The sequence below is a fragment of the Bacillus sp. JZ109 genome, from assembly GCF_053903135.1.
This window is the reverse complement of sequence record NZ_CP096388.1, coordinates 3409766-3427500: the sequence shown is the minus strand read 5'-3', so window position 1 is coordinate 3427500 and position 17735 is coordinate 3409766. Positions and strand designations below refer to the sequence as shown.

At 42.9% G+C, this 17735-nt stretch carries 18 protein-coding genes (1 of these 18 cut by a window edge); 14 read left to right on the top strand and 4 right to left on the bottom strand.

Translation table 11 applies throughout. From position 1 onward, the window contains the following. The 5 genes in view from thiL to tsaD are tightly spaced (at most 14 nt apart) and all read left to right on the top strand, a layout consistent with a single transcriptional unit that may run on beyond the window. Window positions 1-288: the final stretch of a thiamine-phosphate kinase gene (gene thiL, locus M1D94_RS18010; RefSeq protein ID WP_038827695.1), read on the top strand. It extends 690 nt beyond the left edge of the window; the window shows 288 of its 978 coding nt (coding positions 691-978); the start codon falls outside the window, past its left edge; its stop codon occupies window positions 286-288. Window positions 289-302: 14 nt separating this feature from the next. After that, a complete protein-coding gene (tsaE, locus tag M1D94_RS18005; RefSeq protein WP_032726749.1) occupies window positions 303-779 on the top strand; it encodes a tRNA (adenosine(37)-N6)-threonylcarbamoyltransferase complex ATPase subunit type 1 TsaE in 477 nt (158 codons plus the stop codon). After that, entirely contained in the window at window positions 760-1449 is a 690-nt protein-coding gene (tsaB, locus tag M1D94_RS18000) for a tRNA (adenosine(37)-N6)-threonylcarbamoyltransferase complex dimerization subunit type 1 TsaB (RefSeq protein WP_014479023.1), read from the top strand. Before tsaE ends, tsaB begins: the two co-directional genes overlap by 20 nt. Window positions 1450-1458: 9 nt before the next feature. Next, on the top strand, window positions 1459-1914 hold the full coding sequence (gene rimI, locus M1D94_RS17995) for a ribosomal protein S18-alanine N-acetyltransferase (RefSeq protein WP_015252683.1): 456 nt from the start codon (window positions 1459-1461) through the stop codon (window positions 1912-1914). Beyond that, window positions 1907-2947, top strand: a complete 1041-nt coding sequence (gene tsaD / locus M1D94_RS17990) for a tRNA (adenosine(37)-N6)-threonylcarbamoyltransferase complex transferase subunit TsaD (RefSeq protein ID WP_003234076.1) — start codon at window positions 1907-1909, stop codon at window positions 2945-2947. Before rimI ends, tsaD begins: the two co-directional genes overlap by 8 nt. 230 nt (window positions 2948-3177) lie before the next feature. Here the strand turns inward: tsaD and M1D94_RS17985 are convergent, their stop codons facing one another. After that, window positions 3178-5106, bottom strand: coding sequence for an ABC-F family ATP-binding cassette domain-containing protein (locus M1D94_RS17985; protein WP_282627531.1), 1929 nt, complete (start codon window positions 5104-5106; stop codon window positions 3178-3180). Window positions 5107-5231: 125 nt separating this feature from the next. On the opposite strand from M1D94_RS17985, the gene moaC reads away from it, so the two are divergent. The 4 genes from moaC to tatC are packed head-to-tail and all read left to right on the top strand — an operon-like array spanning window position 5232 to window position 7354. Continuing rightward, window positions 5232-5744 carry a cyclic pyranopterin monophosphate synthase MoaC gene (gene moaC / locus M1D94_RS17980; protein ID WP_003243499.1) on the top strand — a complete coding sequence of 171 codons (513 nt, stop codon included), beginning with the start codon at window positions 5232-5234 and terminating at the stop codon, window positions 5742-5744. Continuing rightward, window positions 5741-6388 (top strand): redox-sensing transcriptional repressor Rex, encoded by a 648-nt coding sequence (locus M1D94_RS17975; RefSeq protein WP_003234073.1) that lies wholly within the window; start codon window positions 5741-5743, stop codon window positions 6386-6388. The genes moaC and M1D94_RS17975 overlap by 4 nt, the downstream gene beginning before the upstream one ends. A 21-nt stretch (window positions 6389-6409) precedes the next feature. Then, window positions 6410-6583 carry a sec-independent protein translocase protein TatAY gene (tatAY, locus tag M1D94_RS17970; protein WP_003234072.1) on the top strand — a complete coding sequence of 58 codons (174 nt, stop codon included), beginning with the start codon at window positions 6410-6412 and terminating at the stop codon, window positions 6581-6583. Window positions 6584-6589: 6 nt separating this feature from the next. Continuing rightward, window positions 6590-7354 (top strand): twin-arginine translocase subunit TatC, encoded by a 765-nt coding sequence (tatC, locus tag M1D94_RS17965; protein ID WP_015252680.1) that lies wholly within the window; start codon window positions 6590-6592, stop codon window positions 7352-7354. A 231-nt stretch (window positions 7355-7585) separates the two neighbouring features. Here the strand turns inward: tatC and M1D94_RS17960 are convergent, their stop codons facing one another. Together M1D94_RS17960 and M1D94_RS17955 are read right to left on the bottom strand one after the other, a co-directional pair. Continuing rightward, a complete protein-coding gene (locus tag M1D94_RS17960) occupies window positions 7586-7777 on the bottom strand; it encodes a YdiK family protein (RefSeq protein WP_003225680.1) in 192 nt (63 codons plus the stop codon). Next, window positions 7774-8508: a CPBP family intramembrane glutamic endopeptidase gene (locus tag M1D94_RS17955; protein ID WP_003234069.1), complete on the bottom strand. Its 735-nt coding sequence runs from the start codon at window positions 8506-8508 to the stop codon at window positions 7774-7776. Before M1D94_RS17955 ends, M1D94_RS17960 begins: the two co-directional genes overlap by 4 nt. Window positions 8509-8749: 241 nt before the next feature. Here M1D94_RS17955 and groES point away from each other — a divergent pair, with 241 nt between their 5' ends. The 3 genes from groES to M1D94_RS17940 all read left to right on the top strand — a co-directional run bounded on the left by groES (window position 8750) and on the right by M1D94_RS17940 (window position 12367). Continuing rightward, the gene (gene groES / locus M1D94_RS17950; RefSeq protein ID WP_003155970.1) at window positions 8750-9034 is read left to right on the top strand and encodes a co-chaperone GroES; all 285 of its coding nucleotides are present in this window, start codon (window positions 8750-8752) and stop codon (window positions 9032-9034) included. A 46-nt stretch (window positions 9035-9080) separates the two neighbouring features. After that, window positions 9081-10712, top strand: a complete 1632-nt coding sequence (groL, locus tag M1D94_RS17945; protein WP_003234067.1) for a chaperonin GroEL — start codon at window positions 9081-9083, stop codon at window positions 10710-10712. Between the two features lie 659 nt (window positions 10713-11371). Continuing rightward, on the top strand, window positions 11372-12367 hold the full coding sequence (locus M1D94_RS17940; RefSeq protein WP_046160131.1) for an alpha/beta hydrolase: 996 nt from the start codon (window positions 11372-11374) through the stop codon (window positions 12365-12367). 83 nt (window positions 12368-12450) lie between these two features. Here M1D94_RS17940 and gutR read toward each other — a convergent pair whose 3' ends face one another. Continuing rightward, window positions 12451-14940, bottom strand: coding sequence for a glucitol operon transcriptional regulator GutR (gutR, locus tag M1D94_RS17935; RefSeq protein WP_282627529.1), 2490 nt, complete (start codon window positions 14938-14940; stop codon window positions 12451-12453). Between the two features lie 201 nt (window positions 14941-15141). Between gutR and gutB the strand changes: the two genes are divergently transcribed. Together gutB and M1D94_RS17925 are read left to right on the top strand one after the other, a co-directional pair. Then, window positions 15142-16203 carry a sorbitol dehydrogenase gene (gene gutB, locus M1D94_RS17930; protein WP_032726758.1) on the top strand — a complete coding sequence of 354 codons (1062 nt, stop codon included), beginning with the start codon at window positions 15142-15144 and terminating at the stop codon, window positions 16201-16203. Between the two features lie 73 nt (window positions 16204-16276). Next, entirely contained in the window at window positions 16277-17668 is a 1392-nt protein-coding gene (locus tag M1D94_RS17925; protein ID WP_029726587.1) for an MFS transporter, read from the top strand. Window positions 17669-17735 lie beyond the last annotated feature (67 nt).

Sequence of the window (17735 nt, the reverse complement as noted above, 5' to 3'; positions counted from 1 at the left end):
AGCTGTGTTTCAATTGAAATTGTTGAAAGCATGCTTCCAATTCATTCTGATTTACCTAAGCTTCATCCTAACTGGAAAGAATGGGCTTTGTTTGGCGGTGAGGATTTTGAGCTGACAGGGACGGTTTCAAAAGAGGAGTGGGAAGTGTTGAAGCAGCAGTGCGCAGCACGTCAACTTCCCATTACAAAGATTGGCCATGTCAGGGAAAAAACAAAATCTAAAGTGATCCTAAAAACAGATCAAACATCAATGATCTTAGAGAAAAAGGGATATAATCATTTTAAATAAGACGGGTGACTCGTGTGAAGCAATTAAAATGGAGAACTGTAAATCCAGAAGAAACAAAAGCAATTGCCAAGCTTGCGGCAGCGTTTGCTAAACCGGGAGACGTCCTGACATTAGAGGGCGATTTAGGTGCAGGAAAAACGACTTTTACGAAAGGTTTTGCAGAAGGGCTGGGAATTACACGTGTTGTAAACAGTCCGACTTTTACAATTATAAAAGAATATAACGATGGCTTACTTCCTCTTTATCATATGGATGTGTATAGAATGGAAGATGAAAGTGAAGATTTGGGACTTGATGAATATTTTCACGGACAAGGTGTCTGTCTCGTTGAATGGGCTCATTTAATTGAAGAACAGCTGCCACAGGAGCGACTGCAAATTGTCATCAAAAGAGCTGGTGATGATGAGCGGGAAATTACCTTTACTGCTGTCGGGAATCGGTATGAAATGCTTTGTGAGGAGTTAAGTAGACATGACAATATTAGCAATTGATACATCAAATTATACATTGGGCATTGCGCTGCTTCGAGAAGACACTGTTATAGCAGAATACATTACATATTTGAAAAAGAACCACTCTGTAAGAGCGATGCCTGCTGTTCATTCATTGCTGAATGATTGTGATATGGCACCGCAGGACCTTTCTAAAATTGTCGTTGCAAAAGGCCCTGGTTCATACACAGGAGTAAGAATAGGTGTGACGTTGGCCAAAACACTTGCCTGGTCTTTAGACATTCCAATAAGTGCTGTATCAAGTCTTGAGACGCTTGCGGCAAATGGCCGGCATTTTGACGGTCTGATCAGCCCAATCTTTGATGCTAGACGGGGACAGGTGTACACAGGTCTGTATCAATATAAAAATGGACTTTTAGAGCAAGTTGTTCCAGATCAAAATGTGATGCTGGCAGATTGGCTGGAGATGCTAAAAGAAAAGGGTCGTCCTGTTTTGTTTTTAGGTCACGACACTTCTATTCACAAGCAAATGATAAAGGATGTTCTTAGAACAAAAGGATTCATTGGAACTGCTGCCCAGCATAACCCGCGTCCTTCAGAATTGGCTTTTCTCGGGAAGGAAAAGGAAGCAGCTGATGTTCATGGGCTTGTCCCGGATTACTTGCGGCTGGCAGAAGCTGAAGCGAAATGGATTGAAAGTCAAAAGTAGGGTGATAGGATGAAAACAAAAGCAGCGGTCAGAAATATGCGGCTTGAAGATATAGATCACGTATACGAAATCGAAGCATCCTCCTTTACGTCTCCTTGGACGAAGGATTCGTTTTATCATGAGCTGCTGGAAAATCCATATGCTCATTATCTCGTGATTGAAAAGGACGGCCATGTTGTTGGGTATTGCGGGATTTGGATTGTGATGGATGATGCCCAGATTACAAATATAGCGATAAAACCAGAGTATCGCGGCCAGTCTTTAGGAGAAACGCTTTTTCGCTCAGCTGTTGAACTGTGCAAAGAAAAAGACGCAAGGCGGCTTTCGCTTGAAGTGAGGGTTTCGAATCATCCTGCTCAAGGCTTATATAAGAAATTCGGGATGCAGCCCGGCGGAATAAGAAAGAACTATTATACTGATAACGGGGAAGATGCGTTAATTATGTGGGTGACGATAAATGAGTGAGCAAAAAGACATGTACGTATTAGGAATTGAAACAAGCTGTGATGAGACTGCTGCAGCTATTGTGAAAAACGGGAAAGAGATCATTTCAAACGTAGTAGCCTCTCAAATTGAAAGCCATAAGCGCTTCGGAGGCGTTGTGCCGGAAATTGCTTCAAGACATCATGTTGAACAAATCACTTTGGTTATAGAAGAGGCGTTTCGCAAAGCTGGCATGACGTATAGTGATATTGATGCGATTGCAGTAACAGAAGGTCCGGGACTGGTGGGGGCGCTTCTTATTGGAGTGAATGCCGCTAAAGCATTGAGCTTTGCACATAACATTCCGTTAGTAGGCGTTCATCATATAGCCGGTCATATATACGCGAACCGTCTTGTAGAAGACATCGTGTTCCCGGCACTGGCATTGGTCGTTTCAGGAGGCCATACAGAACTGGTTTATATGAAGGAACATGGATCATTTGAAGTCATTGGGGAAACCCTTGATGATGCGGCAGGAGAAGCCTACGACAAAGTGGCGCGGACGATGGGATTGCCATATCCGGGTGGACCGCAAATTGACAAGCTAGCTGAAAAAGGGAATGACAATATTCCGCTTCCTCGCGCATGGCTTGAAGAAGGCTCTTACAACTTCAGCTTTAGCGGATTGAAGTCTGCGGTGATCAATACGCTTCATAATGCATCCCAAAAAGGGCAAGAGATTGCTCCGGAAGATTTGTCTGCCAGCTTCCAAAATAGTGTGATCGATGTCTTGGTCACCAAAACGGCGCGCGCGGCAAAGGAATATGATGTCAAACAGGTCCTTTTAGCCGGAGGAGTAGCTGCAAACAGAGGCCTCAGAGCTGCATTAGAAAAGGAATTTGCCCAGCATGAAGGGATTACGCTTGTCATTCCTCCATTAGCTTTATGCACGGATAATGCTGCGATGATTGCTGCTGCTGGTACAATTGCTTTTGAAAAAGGAATTCGCGGTGCGTATGATATGAATGGCCAGCCCGGCCTTGAATTGACTTCTTATCAAAGTCTCACGAGATAATAGCGTGAGACTTTTTATCTGTTTGTTATTAACAGATAATTCACAATTTATCCACATGTCTGTGAGTAATTATAGAGATATAGATGGATAAAGGGCTGAAGTCGCTGTTAATAAAGTGGATAAATTCAGAATATTTTGTGGATATTGTGTATAAAGCGCTTACTTTGTTTTGCTTATTAGGGTATGTTCTGTGGATAAAAAGCACCTCTAAAAAGAGGTGCTTGACTTTTTTAATCTTCTTCTGTGGATAGTTCTTCCCATTCGGACAAAAGAGATTCCAGCTCCTGATTGAGCTTCTCATTGTCTGCATGGATAGCTTGTACTTTTTCATGATCCTGATAGACTTCAGGGTCACATAGCAATTCATCATTGCGGCTGATGTTTTCTTCAATGGTTTGAACGGTGGTTTCAATTTCTTCAATCCGACGGAGTCGTTGGCGCTCTTTCTTTTTCCATTCTTTTTCTTCCTCGTAGGAACGTTTGGAGTCAGACTTCACTGTAGCTGGCGTTTTATCAGTTTCCTCTTGCTGATTCATTTTCTCCAATTCAAGCTGCTCTGTTTTTTTCTCTGTATAATAATCGTAATCTCCCAGATACTCCTCTATATGGCTTGAAGAAAGCTCCAATACTCTTGTGGCGATTCTGTTAATAAAATATCTGTCATGTGAGACAAATAACAGTGTGCCTGGATAATCAATCAGCGCGTTTTCGAGAACTTCTTTGCTGTCTAAATCCAGATGGTTCGTCGGTTCATCAAGGATGAGAAAGTTGGCTTTTTGAAGCATCAGCTTAGCTAGAGCCAATCTTGCTTTTTCGCCTCCGCTCAGTGAATGAACTGGTTTCAGCACATCATCTCCGGAGAATAAGAAATTTCCGAGACACGTTCTGATTTCTTTTTCTGGGAGCCCGGGGTACTCGTCCCACAGCTCATCAAGGACACGTTTAGAGGAAGTCAGCTCAGCCTGTTCCTGGTCATAATAGCCGACACTGACATTTGAGCCGTATGAGATCGTTCCCTGATCTGGTTTTAGGGTGTCTATTAATGTTTTCAGCAATGTTGATTTACCAATTCCGTTAGGGCCGACAAGCGCGGCGCTTTCTCCTCTTGTGAGCATGAACGATACCTCTGTTAAAAGCGGCGGCTGGTTTTCATAGCTGATTGTGAGATCCTGAACACGGAGGACTTCATTTCCGCTCTGTTTGGTAATATCAAAATGAAAGTTTGCGGATTTTTCATCGCCGAGCGGTTTTGACATGACTTCCATTCGTTCAAGCTGCTTTCGGCGGCTTTGCGCTCTTTTTGTGGTAGAGGCTCTCGCCAAATTTCGATCCACGAAGTCCTGAAGCTTTGCGATTTCATCCTGCTGCTTTTCATACATTTTCAGATCTTTTTCATAATGCGCGGCTTTTTGGTCGAGATAAGCGCTGTAGTTGCCGTGATACTTTTTGCTTTCTGCTCTTGATACCTCGTATACCTGGTTTACTACTTTGTCCAAAAAGTAGCGGTCATGCGAAACGATGAGGATGGCTCCTGAATAGCCTTGCAAATAATGCTCAAGCCAGGTAAGCGTATCAATATCCAGATGGTTTGTCGGCTCATCGAGAATGAGCAAATCAGGCTGTGTTAACAGAAGCTTACCTAAAGCCAGTCTTGTTTTTTGGCCTCCGCTGAGGCTTTGAACCTGTGTAGAATCGTCAAAATGGCTGAAGCCGAGACCATGCAGCACAGATCTTACATCCGCTTCATATTGATAGCCGCCTTTATCTTTGAATTCCTGCTGAAGGCGGTCGTAGGTTTTCATGATGCTTTCTAATTCACCCGGGTCAGCTGCCGCCATTTTTTCTTCCATAGCCCGCATTTCCTTTTCCATTGCTTTTAAGTGGTCAAAAACAGTCAGCAGCTCTTCTTTTATGGTAAGCTTAGAATCCAAGCCAGTATGCTGGGCGAGATATCCCATTGTAATATCTTTCGGTTTAATAATTTCGCCCTTCTCATACGAAAGCTGGCCTGCGATAATTTTAAGGAGCGTGGATTTTCCGGCGCCATTTCTTCCTACAATGGCGATGCGATCACGATTTCTGACTTCCAGTTTTATATTGTTTAAAATAGTATCAGCACCAAATGATTTGGACAGCTGATTAATTTGTAAGATCATCATATTATTTCACCTCTGCTATAATAAGTTAAGTGTAGCTTATGAACCAGAAGTCAGCAAACAATACATTGGCCATATAAGACATAGAGAAGAAAATAGTGTATGATCTGTTTAAGGAGCGTTTTAATATGAATGGATTTTCTCATTTTAATGAACAGGGCAGAGCCCAGATGGTGGATATTAGCGAAAAATCTTCGACTGTCCGTACTGCGGCGGCTGTTTCAAGCGTACACATGAAGAATGAGGTGTACGAGAAAATACAGAGTCACGATATCGGCAAAGGAGATGTACTGGCTGTCGCACAGGTGGCAGGCATTATGGCCGCAAAGCAAACGTCGAATATCATTCCGATGTGCCATCCGCTTTCATTGAGCGGGGTAGATATATCGTTTGACTGGAAAATAAAAGAAGCAGAAGTTATACTTCATATAAAAGCACAGGTCAAAACGAAAGGGAGTACAGGTGTGGAAATGGAAGCGCTCACTTCTGCATCGGTGTGCGCTCTTACCGTTTACGATATGTGCAAGGCCCTTGATAAGGGGATGGTCATCGGCCCTACTTTCTTGCTGGAGAAGACAGGCGGGAAAAACGGTGACTTTAAAAGAGAACTATCCGAGTATAATTTGGAGGACCAAAAATGAATAAGGATCAATCAAAAATTCCGCAGGCGACGGCGAAACGGCTGCCGCTTTACTATCGCTTTTTAAAGAATCTGCATGCGTCAGGAAAACAGCGTGTATCATCCGCTGAACTCAGTGATGCCGTAAAGGTTGATTCTGCCACGATTCGGAGGGATTTTTCCTATTTTGGAGCTCTTGGCAAAAAAGGATACGGATATAATGTGGATTATTTGCTGTCTTTTTTCCGGAAAACGCTTGATCAGGATGAGATGACAGACGTCATCTTGATTGGTGTCGGGAACTTGGGAACGGCATTTCTTCACTATAATTTCACAAAAAACAATAACACAAAAATTTCTATGGCTTTTGATATAAATGAGAGTAAAATAGGAACTGAGGTAGGCGGCGTGCCCGTCTATAACCTTGATGACCTTGAACAACACGTAAAAGATGAATCAGTTGCCATTCTTACAGTGCCTGCAGTTGCCGCTCAATCCATTACAGACAGATTGGTCGCATTAGGAATCAAGGGAATCCTTAATTTTACGCCGGCCCGTTTGAATGTGCCGGAACACATTCGAATTCATCATATAGATTTAGCAGTTGAGCTTCAGTCACTGGTTTATTTTTTGAAGCATTATTCAGTTTTAGAGGAAATCGAATAGAGGGAAAGGAGGAGCCCAAATATGCCGATCGGTCCTGGAAGCCTTGCTGTTATCGCAATCGTTGCTCTGATTATCTTCGGTCCCAAAAAGCTGCCTGAATTGGGGAAAGCAGCGGGAGACACACTTCGTGAATTCAAAAACGCTACTAAAGGATTAACGAGTGATGAAGAGGAAAAAAAGAAAGAAGATCAGTAAGTTAGGATGACACGAATGAAAGTGAATCAAATGTCGCTGCTGGAGCATATTGCTGAGCTTCGAAAACGGTTGCTGATTGTAGCGCTGGCGTTTGTCGTTTTCTTTATTGCTGGATTTTTTTTAGCAAAGCCGATTATTGTGTACCTGCAAGAAACAGATGAAGCGAAGCAGCTTACGCTTAACGCGTTTAACCTGACAGACCCGCTTTATGTGTTTATGCAATTTGCATTTATCATCGGCATAGTCTTGACCTCGCCGGTTATTCTTTATCAGCTTTGGGCTTTTGTGAGCCCGGGCCTCTATGAGAAAGAGCGCAAAGTAACGCTCAGCTACATTCCGATCTCTATTTTGCTGTTTTTAGCGGGCTTATCTTTTTCATATTATATTTTATTTCCTTTTGTTGTTGATTTTATGAAGCGGATTTCTCAGGACTTGAATGTCAATCAGGTGATCGGAATTAATGAATATTTTCATTTTCTTCTGCAGCTGACGATTCCGTTTGGACTGCTGTTCCAAATGCCGGTCATCCTCATGTTTTTGACCAGGCTCGGAATTGTGACACCGATGTTCTTGGCGAAAATCAGAAAGTATGCGTATTTTACGCTGCTGGTGATCGCAGCCCTGATTACACCGCCTGAGCTTCTGTCCCATATGATGGTCACAGTCCCGCTTTTGATTTTATATGAAATCAGTATCCTTATATCGAAGGCCGCTTATCGGAAAGCACAGAAAAGCAGTGCAGCCGATCAGGACGTGTCTTCCGGGCAATAATAAAAAATCCATTTCTCATGAGAGAAATGGATTCAGCGTGTTGACAAACCCCCGCATTCGTTGTCAAGTCTGTGCGTTGGTGCTCACGAATGAAAACATTCGCTCCGCTCCAATGCTCGCCTTTCCTAGACTTCAAGGGATTTCAATCACGCTGAAAATGACAAAATCCTAAAACGAAAGCCGTTTTAGGATTTAATTTGAATCCATTTCTCGTTCAGAAATGGATTTTCTTTATTTCTGGTTCTTTTTGATTTTAAATGAAAAGGCGAACATCTTAAAAGAAATGCTGATGTTGTAAGCGGCGAACACCATCAGCAGGATGGAGTAAAATGACCACATGCTGCCTGGCGAGCTTGCGGCAAGATAAGTAAAGATGCACCCTACGGCAAAGTAGATCATTCCCCAAACTACCGGGTTTCTCATAAAAATAATCCTCCAATAATCAATTGCATTTGTGTGCTCTGCTGTTCAAGGTAATTCCGAACAGGCTCAAGCTGCATGATGACGACGAATGTATTCATCATTAAATGGGCGAAAATCGGCACCCATATCCGTTTTGTTCTCGCATATAAAAAGGCAAAGGTAAAGCCCATTGCTGTATATAGAAGAAGATGCTTCAAATCAGCGTGAACAATACCGAAGATAACCGAGCTGATCAGTCCTGCGAAAAAGAAATTCGTTTTTTCGTACAGCGCGCCGAAAATGATTTTTCTGAAGATGATTTCTTCTAATATAGGCCCGACGATGGAAGAAACGATAATCATGAGCGGGACTGCCTGAATGACATCCAGAATCGCTTGTGTATTTTCTGATTCTCTTCCGATGCCAAAAACATAATATTCAATAGAGCCTGCTATTCCTTGAGAGAAAAGGGCAATGAAAAAACCGGCTATCGCCCAAAGGATAGAAAGTCCGATTGAGTCCTTCTGTCCGTTTCGCAGCGTTTCTTTCGGAACGGTTCTCAGAATGAGCAGAACAACAACGAGACAGGCGATAAAGCTGATAACGGACCATAAACCTTGTGCATGCAGCATATTTTCATCTGTAGGCTGTCCTCCGGCATAACCGAATTTAAATAACAAGGGAATCGCGATTAATGCGGAAAACTGCATGATGATATATGTCAAAATAATAAACCAATACTGTTTTCTCAAATGGTATGTACTCCTTTGTTAAGTGGGTTTCGTTCATCTCTACAGCTATTGTAACATAATCGGTACGGGGGGTGAAAAAGCTAACGGAAAAGGGAGCGGAAAAGAATGATGTAAGCGTGAAAAATTTTTTATCTTATCACTTGAAATTGGAAGGGAGATTCTTTATTATAAGAATTGTGTTAGCACTCTTTAGTGCTGAGTGCTAAAATTACATATTCATACTATTGAGGAGGTTATTACATTGTTAAAGCCATTAGGTGATCGCGTTGTCATTGAACTCGTAGAATCTGAAGAAAAAACTGCCAGCGGAATTGTGTTGCCGGATTCTGCAAAAGAAAAACCGCAAGAAGGCAAAATCGTGGCAGCTGGTTCAGGTCGCGTGTTAGAAAGCGGAGAGCGCGTTGCTTTAGAAGTAAAAGAGGGCGACCGCATTATCTTCTCAAAATACGCAGGTACTGAAGTGAAATATGAAGGTACTGAATACTTAATCTTACGTGAAAGCGACATTTTAGCTGTTATCGGCTAATTCTTAAATAAACAATACTTAAAACATTTGAGGAGGTCTTGTAAACATGGCAAAAGAAATTAAGTTTAGTGAAGAAGCTCGCCGCGCAATGCTTCGCGGTGTCGATGCACTTGCTGATGCTGTTAAAGTAACTTTAGGACCAAAAGGACGCAACGTGGTTCTAGAGAAAAAATTCGGTTCTCCGTTAATCACAAATGACGGTGTAACAATCGCTAAAGAAATCGAGCTGGAAGACGCGTTTGAAAACATGGGTGCTAAGCTTGTTGCTGAAGTAGCCAGCAAAACAAACGATGTTGCCGGTGACGGTACAACAACTGCAACAGTTCTTGCGCAAGCAATGATTCGTGAAGGCCTTAAAAACGTAACAGCAGGCGCTAACCCTGTAGGCGTGCGTAAAGGGATGGAACAAGCTGTAGCGGTTGCGATCGAAAACTTAAAAGAAATTTCTAAGCCAATCGAAGGCAAAGAGTCTATCGCTCAGGTTGCTGCGATCTCTGCTGCTGATGAGGAAGTCGGAAGCCTTATCGCTGAAGCAATGGAGCGCGTAGGAAACGACGGCGTTATCACAATCGAAGAGTCTAAAGGCTTCACAACTGAGCTTGAAGTTGTTGAAGGTATGCAATTCGACCGCGGATATGCGTCTCCTTACATGGTAACTGACTCTGATAAGATGGAAGCGGTTCTTGACAATCCTTACATCTTAATCACAGACAAAAAAATCACAAACATTCAAGAAATCCTTCCTGTGCTTGAGCAGGTTGTTCAGCAAGGCAAACCATTGCTTCTGATCGCTGAGGATGTTGAAGGCGAAGCACTTGCTACACTTGTTGTGAACAAACTTCGCGGCACATTCAACGCAGTGGCTGTTAAAGCTCCTGGCTTCGGTGACCGCCGTAAAGCAATGCTTGAAGACATCGCTGTCCTTACTGGCGGAGAAGTCATCACAGAAGATCTTGGTCTTGACCTGAAATCTACTCAAATCGCTCAATTGGGACGCGCTTCTAAAGTTGTCGTTACTAAAGAAAACACAACAATCGTTGAAGGCGCTGGCGAAACAGACAAAATTTCTGCCCGCGTGACTCAAATCCGCGCTCAAGTGGAAGAAACAACTTCTGAATTCGACAGAGAAAAATTACAAGAGCGTCTTGCTAAACTTGCTGGCGGCGTAGCTGTCATCAAAGTCGGCGCTGCGACTGAAACTGAACTGAAAGAGCGTAAACTTCGCATCGAAGACGCCCTGAACTCAACTCGCGCAGCTGTTGAAGAAGGCATCGTATCCGGTGGTGGTACAGCGCTTGTAAACGTATATAACAAAGTCGCTGCAGTTGAAGCTGAAGGCGATGCTCAAACTGGTATCAACATCGTGCTTCGCGCGCTTGAAGAGCCAATCCGTCAAATCGCACACAATGCTGGTCTTGAAGGATCTGTCATCGTTGAGCGCCTCAAAAACGAAGAAATCGGCGTAGGCTTCAACGCTGCAACTGGCGAATGGGTAAACATGATCGAAAAAGGTATCGTTGACCCAACAAAAGTTACACGCTCAGCTCTTCAAAACGCTGCGTCTGTAGCTGCAATGTTCTTAACAACTGAAGCCGTTGTCGCTGACAAGCCAGAAGAAAACGCTGGCGGCGGAATGCCTGACATGGGCGGCATGGGCGGTATGGGCGGCATGATGTAAAACCGACAAAAAAACCTTGATTTACAAAGGTTTGTCGGCAACGGACGTCATTTTTGATGCCCTATTGATGCCATTTGTAAATTTCGAGGCTTCTCATGAGTTCATTGAACTTGTGAGAAGCTTCTTTTTTTTTGTCTTTCGTAGTTTGATTTTTTCAGCACTGTTCTATATCGATTTTCAATAGTTTTGATAATCCCGATATGAACTAATCAATTGACCAAAATACAAAAAATCTACCCGCTCAGATTCCTGTTTACCTTTAACAAACGGCTTACTGTAACTTCAGTAAACTGCATTTCTGTTATGATTATAAAAAGGGTTTAAAAATTATTCGTGCAAATCCTCTGTTACTTCTCTCCCTATTGCAGACAGGAGATGGTATCCTCTCATAAGATAAAAAAGCCCCAGTTATCTAAATAAATAGTGTCACCAACACTCTTAGACGTTTCCCCAAGGAAAACATTGTCAAAAGAAATCCTATTAAAATGTCTATTTGTGCTGCTTTTTAGCTACTAAGACGATGTATGTAAATTCACTGGCGATGTAGTTAGGTTCTTCCACCAACATCTTGATAATATTGATCCCTACTCTATGGAGACCGACATTCCAATTATTAAATCTAATATTAGTTTTTTATGATTACCAAGGAGGACTTAATAGTGCATTTTTCAGAAATGATAGATCGCTTGGCTTTATATGATTTACACAGAAAAAGAAGCAAAGATAAACATTTTTCTGCTGCTATTGCAGCCGATATCGATGATAGAGAGGAATTTTACAGTGCAAATATAGCTGATGTTTCAATTGACTTGAATGAATCTAAAAAAAATTATAGGGTTGGAACATTTTGTTATGAATCCTTAATTCAAACTGGGAATCCTGTTAATGATACTTTAAAAGGGGAGGTTTTTTTAAATAAAAATGATATAGATCAACCCAATGTCATCTTTGTACACGGCTGGCGCATGGATTCGTTCGATAGAATCAAAAAAATATTTCATAAACGTATAATGAACGATTTAGGCTGGAATATGTATTATTATTCTCTTCCATACCATTTTGAAAGAGAACCGGAAAATTCACTGTATAGTGGCGAGTTGATGATTAGTGCAAATATTGATCGTACAATTGAGTCGACAAGACAGGCCATTGTCGATTTACGGGCATTAATTCACTGGATAAAAGCAAATAAAAAAGGCCCTGTTATCATAGTGGGGGTAAGCTTAGGGGGATGGGTTACTAATCTAATTGCAACCCTAGAATCCCAAATTGATGTAGTGGTATCAATCTTTTATGCCAATCGCCTTTCTTATTCAATATGGAACACGATCCCAGGTAAATTCATAAGAGAAGAATTAGAACAAAATGGTGTGACCTATGAAGATTTAACAAAATATTGGAATATCACAGATCCTAGTCAAGCCTTGCCGAAAGTTAATAAAGATAACATTCTGCTGATTTCTGCTAAACATGATCAGTATATTGACTTAAAAGATGCAGATTATTTATGGGAAAGCTGGGGGAAACCCACAAGATATGTCTACAATTGTGGTCATTCCGGTATTGTTCTTTGTCGCAAAAAGCTGGCAAATGATACGCTTTCCTTTATAAGAGAAAGGATAAATACGGGAAAACCTGGTTCAGTACATTTGTAGACCTTAATAAGAAACGAAAGGCCAACTGCAACTTCAGTTGGCCTTTCCTATTTATTGAGTGAGAGTGCTGACAGAACTACGTACTACTCGTTTTCTTTAGTCACCCTTGCCAAAAGTTCCACCTCTCCACGAATCCCAATCGCAGGCTCCCAAGAATCAATCAAACGAATCGCCTTCTGATTAGATTCCATAGCTTCCGCATGATCTCCTTTACGGTACAACAACTGTGCCATCCCATAATAATAATAGATCAGCTCAACCTGATTGGCGTTATGTTTGTCATAGAGCATTTGCTCAAAGGCTTCTTCCGCTTTCTCAAATTGACCACATTTCACGTAAGCGACACCCAGATTGAAATAGGCTTCTATCGTTTTTTCGCCGCCGTACGTGGAGCTGATTTCATTTGCCGCTTCGTATAATTGAATGGCTTCTTCATGATGACCTCTCGCAAAGCTTAAGTCACCGCGAACCAATAGAACTCTGTGTTGAATGGTAGGGGAAATCGGTTGATTTTCGATTTCGTTTAAAATGGTCTCTGCATTTTCCTGTTGCCCGTCTTTTAAAAAAAGCCTTGCTTTGAGTGCGTGTCCCCAAACCTTTAGATCATAGGCATCGTGAGCGTCTGATTGTTCCAGAATCCTCAGCCCGGCTTCAATTTGCTGCAAGGCCCTGTCTAAATCATTGACTTCCATCAGAGCCCAGCCTGCTGTGTCGATTCGGAAGTACGCTTCTCGTGTGTGTTTGCCTAATTGATGGGCGGCGTCGGCGGCTTTGCATCCGTATTCGATACGCAGGGGCAGGTTGATTCTGCTTAGAAAATGGCTGATGCGGGTGATGAGTTCGATTAGGATTTCTTTTTGTTCAGTTTCACTTGCCCATTGGATGACCTTTAAGATGTTTGGCCATTCTTGATTCATATGATCTAAGTTCCGTCCCAGCAGGTAGCTCCAATAGATAGAGTTGGGCTGTTCCCGCTTTAAATGGGTTTCGGTATAATCAACATAATAGTGCGCCCAGCGATTGCGGGCTTCTTTTTCATATTCGTGCTGTTCGGACAAGTGCTGTTCTCCGTAAGCGACAACGGTTTGGTGCGCTAAGTATTGTGTCCTGCCTTGGCTTCGTTCCGGCTGAATCAGCGCATATGACCGCATTTGTTCCATAGCGTAATGAAAACGGCGGGCGACTAATCCGGCTGCTGCAGCCAGGCTTTTCTCATCTGGCGGCTTGCTGAAAAAGCAAAGCGTCTGCCATAGCTTTCGCGTATCTTCATTGCATCTATCCCAGGTGCGGCCAAAGAGGAATTCAAACAATTCCAGCAGTGAGTAGCCTGCTTTTCCAAGCTCATGAATCAGCTGCTGAGCGGGGATGTCATCGTCTGACATATAGGCAATGCTGAGTGCCATGGCTTTCGGGTTTCCGGCAGTCGCTGAAATGAATTCGTTTTTCAGGTCAGATGATAGATGTAACAGCTGCTCCAGCTTTTCCCGTTTATTTTGAATGTTGCATGTTTGTAAGCATCGGTGCACTTCTTGCTGAAAAAAATCCAAGGCATCTGTTTGGTCAAGGCCGCTCAGCTGAATAGCTGTCATTTCTCCGAAGCTTTCCCGATAGGTTTGCTTTACGTTTTCCCGCGCTGTGAGGAGAACTTTCACGCCTTGCGGAAGGCTGGTGATAAATTCATGAATGTCACGTTCTGCAGTATCAATGCTGTCAACGATCAGCAGGATCGGTTTTTCTCTAGTGTAATTAGCTAACGCATTGCGGACGACGAACCGTTTTTCATTGATTGATTTATCGATTTGTTCTGTGCGCCCGAGCTGATAGGCGATCGTATTTAAAAAATCGCTAAAGCTCAATCCTTTCCAATCGGCGCTGACCCAAATGATACTGTTGAACGCCGGCCAATCTGAAGTATCATCGACACAGGAATAGGCGGCTTCAAGAGCGATTGTGGTTTTTCCCATGCCGGCCCAGCCGGTGATTAAACAGACTGGTGACGGAGAAAGCATCCATTGCCGTATTGCTTCCATATCAAAGCTGCGCCCGATAAAGCGTCCGGACCAGCGTGAGGGTAAATTATGAGTGATAGGCTGTTCTGTAAGCGCATTCGTTTCATGGCCGGGTCTGTCATGAAACAGCCGTTTTACTACATTTTCAATTTCGTCTTCACTCGGAGCCCCGAATAATCCGTCTTTTCGCAGTATTTTCGCTTTTTTCAAACAGGATGCTGCCCATACAGGCAATGCGGGTTTGATGACTGGGATAGTGGTGGCTTCCAGCAAGTCGGTCAACCACTCGATATCCAAGTCGGTCTTTTCGAGAATGATCCAGATCATTCCGAACAGTTTTCCGTCGTCGATTCTTCCGGGAATGTAGTTTGCCCCCATCTGTCCGATCCAGCTTTTGATCGTGTTTGGGGAGACTCCCAGCTGGAGTGCGATTTTATCTATGTAAGACTGTCCTGTTTTTTCATTCTTTTTCCTTCTGACTTTATAATCAGGATGAAGTTTTAGCGTTTTGACGCCAGGTGCCAGCAGTTGTGCAAATTGTTTTCGGTTTTCAAGTTCAGCCATAAGCCTGCACCTCCTATTAGTACTATTTTATCAATCCAGCGTTTTTTGTATATGAAAAAATAAAAGTACAGTGCCGCTGTCCTTTTATACAGCAGGAAAGGCTGTTGAACGTGTTGAAAAGCAGATAAAATGAGGGCAGTAACAGAGAAAACAAAAATGTATGCACTTACATTTTATTTTCTAAAGAAAGGAACTTGCCAAATGACTCACACAGTACCTCAAAACATGAAAGCGGCTGTTATGCACAACACAAGAGAGATCAAAATTGAAACATTGCCTGTACCTGACATCAATCATGATGAAGTGTTGATTAAGGTGATGGCTGTCGGAATTTGCGGATCTGATCTGCATTACTATACAAATGGCCGAATAGGCAACTATGTTGTGGAAAAACCATTTATCCTTGGGCATGAATGTGCGGGAGAAATTGCCGCTGTCGGATCAGCTGTCGATCAATTCAAAGTCGGTGACCGCGTCGCTGTTGAACCTGGTGTTACGTGCGGACGCTGTGAAGCGTGCAAAGAAGGGCGCTATAATCTTTGCCCGGATGTACAGTTTTTGGCTACACCGCCGGTAGACGGCGCGTTTGTCCAATATATTAAAATGCGTCAGGACTTTGTTTTTTTAATCCCAGACTCACTTTCTTATGAAGATGCTGCTTTGATCGAGCCGTTTTCTGTCGGCATCCATGCGGCGGCCAGAACGAAGCTACAGCCCGGATCAACGATTGCGATTATGGGGATGGGCCCTGTTGGGTTAATGGCTGTTGCCGCAGCTAAAGCATTTGGGGCAGGCACAATCATTGTCACCGACTTAGAGCCGCTGCGGTTAGAAGCTGCGAAAAAAATGGGAGCGACTCACATTATTAATATACGTGAACAGGATGCACTTGAAGAGATTAAAACGATCACGAATGATAGAGGCGTTGATGTTGCTTGGGAAACAGCAGGGAATCCAGCGGCATTGCAATCCGCACTGGCTTCTGTGCGCCGGGGCGGAAAATTGGCGATTGTCGGTTTGCCTTCACAGAACGAGATTCCGCTCAACGTACCGTTTATTGCGGATAATGAGATTGATATTTACGGGATCTTCCGTTATGCCAATACGTATCCAAAGGGAATCGAATTTCTTGCTTCAGGCATTGTGGACACGAAGCATCTAGTAACGGACCAATATTCGCTGGAGCAGACGCAAGATGCGATGGAGCGGGCGCTTCAATTTAAGAATGAATGTTTAAAAGTGATGGTGTATCCAAATCGCTGAGTGAACAGGGAGGATCTTCGTATTCTCCCTCTTGTTTACTGGAAATGAAAACGGATTCTTGGGGTGGGAAATGATGATTGAAACAGAAAAAGTAACGGCAATGAAAGTGAAGCATCAGTCAAAATCCAGTACCGGACTGTCCTGGTTTGAACGAATCGGTTATGGATTCGGCGATATGTCGTATAATATTATCTTTCAGTTTGTAAACGCATACTTATTATTTTATTATACAGACGTCGGCGGCATTCAGCCTGCGGTGATCGCAACTTTGTTTCTTGTTGTGCGTGTGCTGGATGCTATTTTTGACCCGATCATGGGATTGATTTTAGATAAAACGAATACAAGGTGGGGAAAAGCAAGGCCATATTTGCTGTGGGTGGCATTTCCTTTTGCGCTATTCACATTCTTATGTTTCACGACGCCTCATTTTGGTGAGACCGGAAATATGGTATATGCGTATGTCACTTATATTCTGCTTGGGATGTCCTTTAGTATGCAAACGATCCCGGTGAACAGCTTAACGGGGCGGATGACGAATTCGGTGGAGGAACGAACGGTTCTGACCACAACCCGGATGATTTTGGTGTATATCGGCATTCTTTTATCCATTTCCTGTGCGACACCGCTTGCAACTGCTATCGGAGGAGAGGATCAGGCGTTTGGATTTCAGATGACGGCGCTCATCTATGCGGCTGTCAGCATCGTTTTGAATCTATTTAGTTTCTTTACTGTACGGGAGCGGATTCAGCCTAAAAAGAGAAAAAAACAAGGGATCAAAAAGACGTTATCCGTTTTATTCCGAAACAAACCCTTGCTTATGTTAATTTCATCATTTTTGGCTTTTGCGATCGGGTTTAATATTAAGCTCAGCACGATGGTGTATTATTTTACGTATAACGTCAACCATAAAGAGTTCGTGTTTATGGGCACCGTTTTATTTTTCGGGGCAGCGCTGATCAGTAATTTGTTTATTCCTTTCTTTTCTGAGAAGTGGGGCAGAAAACAAGTCATGATCATCACGGCAGCTCTATCGCTTATTTCTTATGCCGGCCTGCATTTTACGCCGTATTCTTCAATTCCACTCATTTTCATTTGGCTTTTCGCTTCGGGATTTTTCACAACGCCTTTAAATACGCTTGCTTGGGGAATGGTTGCGGATTGTGTCGATTATGCGGAATGGAAAACCGGAATTCGCGCGGATGGTGTGGTGATTTCGAGCATGAGCTTTATCAATAAGCTGGGTGTGGCGTTGGCCGGGTCATTTTCGGCCATCTATTTAGGAATCGCCGGGTATGTGGCGAATACAGACCAGACAGTTGCGTCATTGAATGCGATTAAAAATATGAATGCTTTGATTCCGGGATTTTTCATTTTGCTTTCTATTATTCTTATCGCCTTCTATCCTTTAACGGAAAAAAGATATAAACACATCATCTCTGAGCTGGAGCAAAGGTCTGCGAGATAAATATATGTAAAATTTTTAATATTCAATGTTGTATTTATGGCAGAAAGTAATATACTGAGACTGTAAT

What these genes read in the sequence shown, in the direction of transcription:
- moaC (WP_003243499.1), top strand. Translation starts at nt 5,232, where the DNA reads ATGAATGGATTTTCTCATTTTAATGAACAGGGCAGAGCCCAGATGGTG.
- groL (WP_003234067.1), top strand. Translation starts at nt 9,081, where the DNA reads ATGGCAAAAGAAATTAAGTTTAGTGAAGAAGCTCGCCGCGCAATGCTT.
- tsaD (WP_003234076.1), top strand. Translation starts at nt 1,907, where the DNA reads ATGAGTGAGCAAAAAGACATGTACGTATTAGGAATTGAAACAAGCTGT.
- M1D94_RS17985 (WP_282627531.1), bottom strand. Translation starts at nt 5,106, where the DNA reads ATGATGATCTTACAAATTAATCAGCTGTCCAAATCATTTGGTGCTGAT.
- M1D94_RS17925 (WP_029726587.1), top strand. Translation starts at nt 16,277, where the DNA reads ATGATTGAAACAGAAAAAGTAACGGCAATGAAAGTGAAGCATCAGTCA.
- tatC (WP_015252680.1), top strand. Translation starts at nt 6,590, where the DNA reads ATGACACGAATGAAAGTGAATCAAATGTCGCTGCTGGAGCATATTGCT.
- gutR (WP_282627529.1), bottom strand. Translation starts at nt 14,940, where the DNA reads ATGGCTGAACTTGAAAACCGAAAACAATTTGCACAACTGCTGGCACCT.
- M1D94_RS17975 (WP_003234073.1), top strand. Translation starts at nt 5,741, where the DNA reads ATGAATAAGGATCAATCAAAAATTCCGCAGGCGACGGCGAAACGGCTG.
- tatAY (WP_003234072.1), top strand. Translation starts at nt 6,410, where the DNA reads ATGCCGATCGGTCCTGGAAGCCTTGCTGTTATCGCAATCGTTGCTCTG.
- M1D94_RS17960 (WP_003225680.1), bottom strand. Translation starts at nt 7,777, where the DNA reads ATGAGAAACCCGGTAGTTTGGGGAATGATCTACTTTGCCGTAGGGTGC.
- rimI (WP_015252683.1), top strand. Translation starts at nt 1,459, where the DNA reads ATGAAAACAAAAGCAGCGGTCAGAAATATGCGGCTTGAAGATATAGAT.
- tsaB (WP_014479023.1), top strand. Translation starts at nt 760, where the DNA reads ATGACAATATTAGCAATTGATACATCAAATTATACATTGGGCATTGCG.
- gutB (WP_032726758.1), top strand. Translation starts at nt 15,142, where the DNA reads ATGACTCACACAGTACCTCAAAACATGAAAGCGGCTGTTATGCACAAC.